This window comes from Dapis purpurea BLCC-M126, assembly GCF_050015975.1.
GTDB lineage: Bacteria > Cyanobacteriota > Cyanobacteriia > Cyanobacteriales > Microcoleaceae > Trichodesmium.
The window spans coordinates 1-7,364 of the sequence record NZ_JBNHER010000299.1 but is presented as its reverse complement, the minus strand read 5'-3'; the positions used below and the strand labels follow the sequence as shown (position 1 = coordinate 7,364).

6 protein-coding genes are annotated in these 7,364 nt (G+C 33.9%); 2 read left to right on the top strand and 4 right to left on the bottom strand.

What is annotated here, in order from left to right:
• The first annotated feature begins 420 nt into the window (after nt 1-420).
• Nucleotides 421-1,482, top strand: a complete 1,062-nt coding sequence (gene aroF / locus ACP6PL_RS27090) for a 3-deoxy-7-phosphoheptulonate synthase (protein WP_426548445.1) — start codon at nt 421-423, stop codon at nt 1,480-1,482.
• Between the two features lie 638 nt (nt 1,483-2,120).
• On the opposite strand, the gene ACP6PL_RS27085 is transcribed toward aroF, so the two are convergent.
• The 4 genes from ACP6PL_RS27085 to ACP6PL_RS27070 form a co-directional block, all read right to left on the bottom strand.
• Entirely contained in the window at nt 2,121-3,236 is a 1,116-nt protein-coding gene (locus ACP6PL_RS27085) for an ATPase, T2SS/T4P/T4SS family (RefSeq protein ID WP_426548444.1), read from the bottom strand.
• Nucleotides 3,237-3,774: 538 nt separating this feature from the next.
• Nucleotides 3,775-4,905, bottom strand: a complete 1,131-nt coding sequence (locus tag ACP6PL_RS27080) for a HetZ-related protein 2 (RefSeq protein WP_426548443.1) — start codon at nt 4,903-4,905, stop codon at nt 3,775-3,777.
• Between the two features lie 365 nt (nt 4,906-5,270).
• Nucleotides 5,271-5,702, bottom strand: a complete 432-nt coding sequence (locus ACP6PL_RS27075) for a hypothetical protein (protein WP_426548442.1) — start codon at nt 5,700-5,702, stop codon at nt 5,271-5,273.
• A gap of 18 nt (nt 5,703-5,720) precedes the next feature.
• Nucleotides 5,721-6,212, bottom strand: coding sequence for an AAA family ATPase (locus ACP6PL_RS27070; RefSeq protein WP_426548441.1), 492 nt, complete (start codon nt 6,210-6,212; stop codon nt 5,721-5,723).
• A 255-nt stretch (nt 6,213-6,467) separates the two neighbouring features.
• On the opposite strand from ACP6PL_RS27070, the gene ACP6PL_RS27065 reads away from it, so the two are divergent.
• Nucleotides 6,468-6,665 (top strand): type IV pilin protein, encoded by a 198-nt coding sequence (locus tag ACP6PL_RS27065; protein WP_426548440.1) that lies wholly within the window; start codon nt 6,468-6,470, stop codon nt 6,663-6,665.
• Nucleotides 6,666-7,364 lie beyond the last annotated feature (699 nt).

Sequence of the window (7,364 nt, the reverse complement as noted above, 5' to 3'; positions counted from 1 at the left end):
TACATCGCTCTATTTGGCATACGCTATATATAGTGTCTTTGCGTAAGTCCTGATTGTTTCTCCTTTAGAAGGAGAGGCTTTATACCTTAATTATTCGGTAATTATCCATTATCAATTAATTAAAGTAACTTTTAATCCTTGAAAATTACGAAGATGCTAATTCTTTCTTTAAAGGTTATAAAGCTAATAGCCAGCCTTTGAATGCTTACTTAGAGATATGAACAAAATCTCCTCTCTAGATTGTCCTTATTCTCCCAAACTTTATTTTGTAGTTTCTGTAGAGAAGCAAAGTATCATATCTATGAGAGAAAACAGAACTTTGTATTAGATTTATTAAGAAATTACAAGAACTTTACTGTTTCAACTTATGGTAAAGATAGTCTTAATTGAACCTGGACCTATTCAACCGTAAAAGTAAAAATGATTATAGTAACTAAAATTGGTTCTCCAGAAACAGAAATAGATCGTCTTTGTAACGAACTCCAAACTAATTGGGGTTTAACTCCAGAAAAAATTGTTGGGCGCTATAAAGTTGTCATTGGCTTAGTAGGAGATACTGCAGACCTAGATCCATTACAATTACAGGAAATGAGTCCTTGGATCGAGCAAGTAATGCGGGTTGAACGCCCCTACAAACGAGCAAGTCTTGAGTTTCGTCACGGAGAAGCTAGTACAGTAGTAGTATCTACTCCAGATGGACCTGTACCTTTTGGCCTCGATCACCCTCTAGTTGTAGTTGCTGGACCTTGTTCGGTGGAAAATGAGGAGATGATTATAGAAACAGCCCAACGGGTGAAAGCTGCTGGTGCTAGGTTCCTGCGTGGAGGTGCTTATAAACCTCGTACTTCTCCTTATTCTTTTCAGGGACATGGTGAGAGTGCTTTAAATTTGTTGGCTGCAGCTAGAGAAAAAACTGGTCTGGGTATTATTACAGAGTTAATGGATGCTGAAGACTTGCCCATGTTGAGTGAAGTGGCAGATGTCGTACAAATTGGCGCTCGTAATATGCAAAACTTCTCACTATTAAAAAAGGTCGGTGCTCAAGACAAACCTGTACTTTTGAAGCGGGGAATGGCTGCAACTATTGAAGACTGGTTAATGGCTGCAGAATATATTTTAGCTGCTGGAAATTCAAATGTTATTCTCTGTGAGCGGGGTATTCGCACATTTGACCGTCAGTATGCTCGTAATACTCTGGACTTGTCTGCAATACCAGTTTTGCGATCGCTGACTCATTTACCAATTATGATTGACCCTAGTCATGGTACTGGTAGGGCTGAATATGTACCTGCAATGGCAATGGCAGCTATTGCAGCAGGGACAGATTCTCTGATGATTGAAGTCCATCCAAATCCAGCCAAAGCTCTGTCAGATGGCCCTCAATCCCTAACACCTGATAAGTTTGATCGGTTAATGAAGGAAATGTCAGTTATTGGTAAAACTGTTAACCGTTGGCCACAGACAGAACCAGCTCTTGTATAACTTTACTCAGAAATTGGTTAATTATTTGCTTCCATTGCACATAGAATTAACCAATTTTTAATTACTTGAAATTTTATATAGCATTTTGAAATGAGATGTAAAACATAAAGTTGGTTATTTAGTAACAATCAAAAGTCCACCAAACCTCCTTAACTGTTGTCTGAAAGCAACGAGGTTTTTTACTCAACTTCGATGAAATTGCTATAGCAAGTAAAGCTAATATATTTGACAACAAAAATTTGCCTATATTAACACAAAGTAATACTTTTCTTTTAGTTGCACTCTGATAGATAGCTACTAATTACCAATGGATAATTGATAATTAATCAATTCTGTTTAAAGTCTTCTATTTCAAGAGAAAGATCGGTCATTTTGCTGGCGCATAACTCCGCACTTCGCCTCTCGCCAAAATGTTTGCGGAGCTTTTCGTAGGATGGGACACGGCGTTTCAGCTATCGCTGACATGAAAAACAGCAACTCTGTAACAGCAGGTTTCCCGAAGAATGCAGAGCTGCTGTGAAGTACGCCATATCCAATCTTCCCTCGAGAAAAGAAATTGTAATTTCCTTATCTTCAATTACGTTACGGTTTTAACTAGAGGTAATTATCAATTATTCATTATCCATGAATGAATATATCTATGAAAATTGATTATTTTGTTGAGAAATGATACAGTCAATTTGATGCTCAATATTATCAAGTAATTTCTGCAAAGTCAATAAGCTATCTAGTTGAAATGGAGCTAAATGCTGACGAGAGCAAACTTGATTGATTTTAATCTGTAGTTGTTTGCCTAGTTTAAAAGCATCTTGACTCAACAAGGATAACTGTTGCTGTTGATAAAATCTTAAAGCTGCTCCTCTTAATACTTGTAATGTCGCTTCTTCCCCATATTCTCCAGGCATTACTCTCAAACGCAATAATAAATGATTATTTTGATAAATTCTTTCTATTTCTACTTGCCTAGGTTTTTTAGTAGGAATTAAAGACATTTTTGTAAGAATTTTTAACTCATTAATAAGAGCTTCAATTTTCTTTGCTTCTAAATTTTCAACTACAGACTTAAGAACTCCATCTTGACTCCAAAGAATTCTACCTTGGGATTGTTTTTGTTCAAAATAAAGTCTACCAATTCCTGATTCTAAAACTCTCAGCAGCAATTCTCTTAATAACTTTTGAGGCTCTAAAGTACCTATAACTTCTAAAGAAGTAAGTTGGGAAGAACTTGTTAAAGATAATTCCAAAATATCACATAGAGAGTTTTTTGATGAAGATTGAGCTTCAAATTGAAGTTTTGTCTGTTGTGAATCTTGATAATTTTTGAGAAGACTGCCTTGCTCTGTTGTATTTTTTGCTTCCGAAGATTGTTGATTTTTGCCAACCATAGCAGACTGAGAATTATCAATTTGTTCTTGATTCTCCTTGGCTATACTAACTCTAGAAGCGCTAGAACTTTTTGATTTTTGATTGCCAATATGGCTTAAATAAGATGAGAGGATTGACCTTTGAGTTTCAGAGGAAATTTCTTCACTTACCAGTGAACAATTTAAGTAAGATAGTAATCGGCGAGCATAATCTAAAGCAGAAGAGTCTTGCGGGTCAACTACACCAAGTCTGACTCTACTTCCTTCTACGGATAGAGGTAAGATTTGATAGTATAAACAGGCTTCAAATGGTAATATATTGTCAATTAAGGCAAATATCTGGGGATTATCCATTTCCTTTACCCCCTCATTGTTGTGAAATGCTAACATTTTTGAGTTGTTGATTTAAAACTAATAGAAATCATGTCTTTGAAGATCGGGATTTAAGATAGGCATTCACTTTCTCCACTAGAATTATTGAAATTGAGTTAATAATAACTTTGAGAATAATAGCTTAACTCAGTTTATATACTGAGCTTTTTCCATCTGCTTAACATAGACCCACTAATTTTTAATATGGGTGAGGCATTGGGATTAAATCAATGCGGTAATTTTTGAATATTTAGAGTAGTGGTTAGAGTAGTTGACTAATAATACTATATTATCCTAAAAGTTTACATATTGAATTAATTGAGCCTCTGACTAAAGTCACTTTAATTTTTCTGAGGGTGGAGATAGCTGAAAACTTAATATATTAAAATAGCTCAAACCTAGATATCTCTAATAATCTATGAACAGGTTAATGAGCGATTAAATCCTTACTAAACACCAAGACAAAATTAATTACACATTACTTTTTTGCAGGCTAAATAACTTAGAAAAATTTTGCTTAAATATATTTTGCCTACTTAATATTTATTTCTTGTGATTAAGAACTATTCCGTAAAGATTGAGCAGCCAAATATAGTTTCGTCCATTCACTAATAACTTGATTAGTTTTCAGGTTTAACTTTTTAGCAATTTCCTCTATACTTGCACCAGATTTTAAGGCTTCAATTAAATGACGTTGTTGAGAATTAAGATTTTGCCAATATTCTTGCCATTGACTAGAAGTCAAACCTAGGCCATGCTCATTAAGAGAAATTCCTAGCCAACTCGCTATTAATTCTGGTTGTTGTTTAAGTGCAAAAACACGAATTGCATGATAACTGACTTTTTCCCGTAGTCTATATACCTGTTTGACAGGCATATTTAAAGTTTGAGCAATTTCATCTTGAGTATTACCTCTAATATAAAGTCTTAACCATTCTGCAGCTTTTTCGTCAACTTTTTCCACCAAATATTTCTCAAATTCTTCTTGAACCTTAGACCGAAGTTGATGTTGTTGTTCCATTGCTTCTGCATCTTGATACTCCGATGTCACCACAGCATCCAACAAACTTACTCGGTCTTCCGTATCACCAGGGGTAATATCCTCTGAAATTAATTTGACCCATTCTTTGACTGGTACTTGAGTTAGACCACCTCTTTGAGTCCTACGTAAATAATTGACAAATCTATAAACTAGTAAAGGTTGATTACGAATTGGCCTTATACAATATTCTTCTACACTGGCCAACAATAAAGAGTTTCGCAACTGGGAATTTTTTGTACATTCGGCAATCTTGGCCATTTGCTGTTGTAGGTAGCGATCGCTATTGAGCATTTCTTGGACTACTTCTTGCAGGACGTCAATTACACTTCGCTGGCGATCGCGACTGGTATTGACCCATGCTCGTATTTTCTGTCGTAGCATCACTAATCCACTCAAGCGCTGCATCAAGTTTTGATAAGCTCGTTCTGGCGAAACGTCTAAATATCTTTGTCCTAGAATTCGATACAGAAATTCTCTTCCCTTAGATGCCATTTCTTTTTGGACAGGAGTAAGGGTTTCTAACCTACTGGGATCATCTCCCAATAGCCAACAAATAATACTATTGTGGATATCTGAGTTATGGTTTGGATAATCTTCCTGAAGTCTAGTTTTCCACTCTTGTGCCAGTGCTTGAGCCAAAGTCATTCTATTTTTAATTCTAGATATTTGATTATAGTAAAGGGCGGAGTCAACCTCTGCAAAATTCTGCCAAAAGTTTGTTCTTTGCTATAGTATTCTAGCAATATTTCTGACCTTTGATTTGATATGCGGTTAGGATTGATTATTTGGAGAGATTTTATTACTTGAGTGAAATAGCAAAGCTCAAGATTAGTAAAAACCCAAATGGATATTTATCTATGTTTTCTATAAAATATTCACTATTTTTGATAATCCTCAGGAGTAGATATTACATATTGTCTAAAAATCAGCAAAACTGAAAATAGGGTTTCTTCTTCTTCCACTTTCGTTGCTATCTGAAAATTATAGATAAATTTTCCTCTCACCTTCAGTTAAATATAATGTGATTTTTCCAAATCCTCAGCACTGGATACTACATATTGTCTAAAAATTGGCAAAACCACAAATAAGGTTTCTTGTTCCTGCATTTTAGTTTCTATCAAAAAACGTCGCCCTAAAGATTTTATAGCATTAAATAATTCCTGTGGCGAAACTTGAGTATCTGTCAACAATTTATCGATAGAAATAGGTGCCATTTTCTGACTCAGGCAAGTAATAAATTTTTGTTCTGTTTCCGACAAACGCTGCCAATGCTTTTCTAAAATTATTCCTAATTCTTCACTTATATATAGTTGTTCATATTTAAAAAATTCTCTTACCCTTCCGCCAAAAATTTCTTGAATTGTATTAGCTGCAATTTTTAACCATAGAGGGTTTCCTTCATAGATATTAATCAAATTTTGCCATTGCGACTCATCTAACAATTTGCTTTCTTTGAGAATTTATGAAGCTGCTAAACCTAAAGGTTTTAGTGGGAAAATACGAACGGGGGAATTTTTTCCAGCTAAAGTGATAATTTCTTGGGGAGATTCCCAACTGTTAATAATAAAACAACTTGTGTGAACTGTTTCGCCAATTATTTTAAATAATTTTTTATAGCTTCTGTACTGTGACCGATAATTTCCAGCTAGTTGTTTTTCGCTGAGTAAAGTTTGTACATCATCTAGCACAATTAAACAACGTTTTTTTTGCAGGTTTGACAATAAAATTGATAGCTTTTCCCCTAAAGTCGAGGGTAGTTGATTTTTTGTTTTATTGCCAGTTGATAATATTAAAGCTTTTAAGGTATTTTCTAAATCTGGAGATAAGTTTAGGTCTAGGCAAATTACTAGCTCAAAATTAGTTTTAATTTTTTGTAGTAAGTAACAAGCTAAAGCAGTTTTACCAATTCCAGAATTACCTAGAATAGCTATTACACGACAACCTTCCTGCAATATCTATTTTTCTAAAGTAGCAATTTCTTTGTGGCGATCGCTCAACTTAACTAAATCTGGTGCAGTGCTTAATTATTGTTGGAGTTTATCTGATTTAGAATGGGGTGACTTATTCAATTTGGCAAACAAATTGCTACCATAGATACTAGACATGGTGGTAATAAGAAGAGCCTAACTAATTTTTTTAAATTAAATTCAGTGAGTAATCATCAATCATAAAACTCACTGATTTTTTGATAAATAGACATTTTTGTTATGAATAAATATCTCATATTTTTGATAGATAAATCTCACAGACATCATCAATCAAAAATTTCAGGATTCACTCTCATCGAACTTTTAGTAGTTATCATAATTCTAGGGATATTAGCTTCCATATCTTTAGGCTCAATGTTAAATATGATAAGCAAAGCTAGAGAAACAGAAGCGATGACCAACGTAAATTACTGTTAAAAACAACAACAGACTTACTATTTAGAAAATACAAGATTTGCCGAATCTTTAGAAACCATGGGTTTGCCTAATTAAACAAAAAATTATATTTACCAAACAGAAATTTTCCCACCGACAGAACCAGAAGATGGTAATCAAACTTTAGCTTGTTGTATGGCAGCAGAAAAAGGAGGAGCAGGGCAAATGTTATTTGTCTGTGTTTCTAAATAATTAAATCAGGACTTTTGGGAAAACCTTTTCTGTAGAAGGTAATAACTATTCCGCAACGGTATAAGTAATTTTTTTTGCTAGTTAATCAAAGATAATTTTTAAAAGATAATTTTCACAACAGATGCACAGTCAATTTTCTGTTCCTGCCTATTTATTAAATCAAGACTTCTGGCAAAACCCTATATATAGAAGATTAAAACTATTGCGCAACAGTATATGTAATTTTTTATATGTAATTTTTTACTGGTTAATCAAAGATAATTTTTAAAAGATGATTTTCACAACAGAGGCACAGTCAATTTTCTGTTCCTGCCTATTCATTAAATCAGAGTTATGCAAAATCCTATGTGTAGAAGATAATAACTATTCTGCAAAAGTTATAAATTTTCCATCACAAACAAAAAAAAAGCTCTCCAAAAATGGAGAGCTTTTAATTAATCAATCAGTTAAAAATTAACCCTTGATAGCAGGAGCTTCAACAGAAGCTAA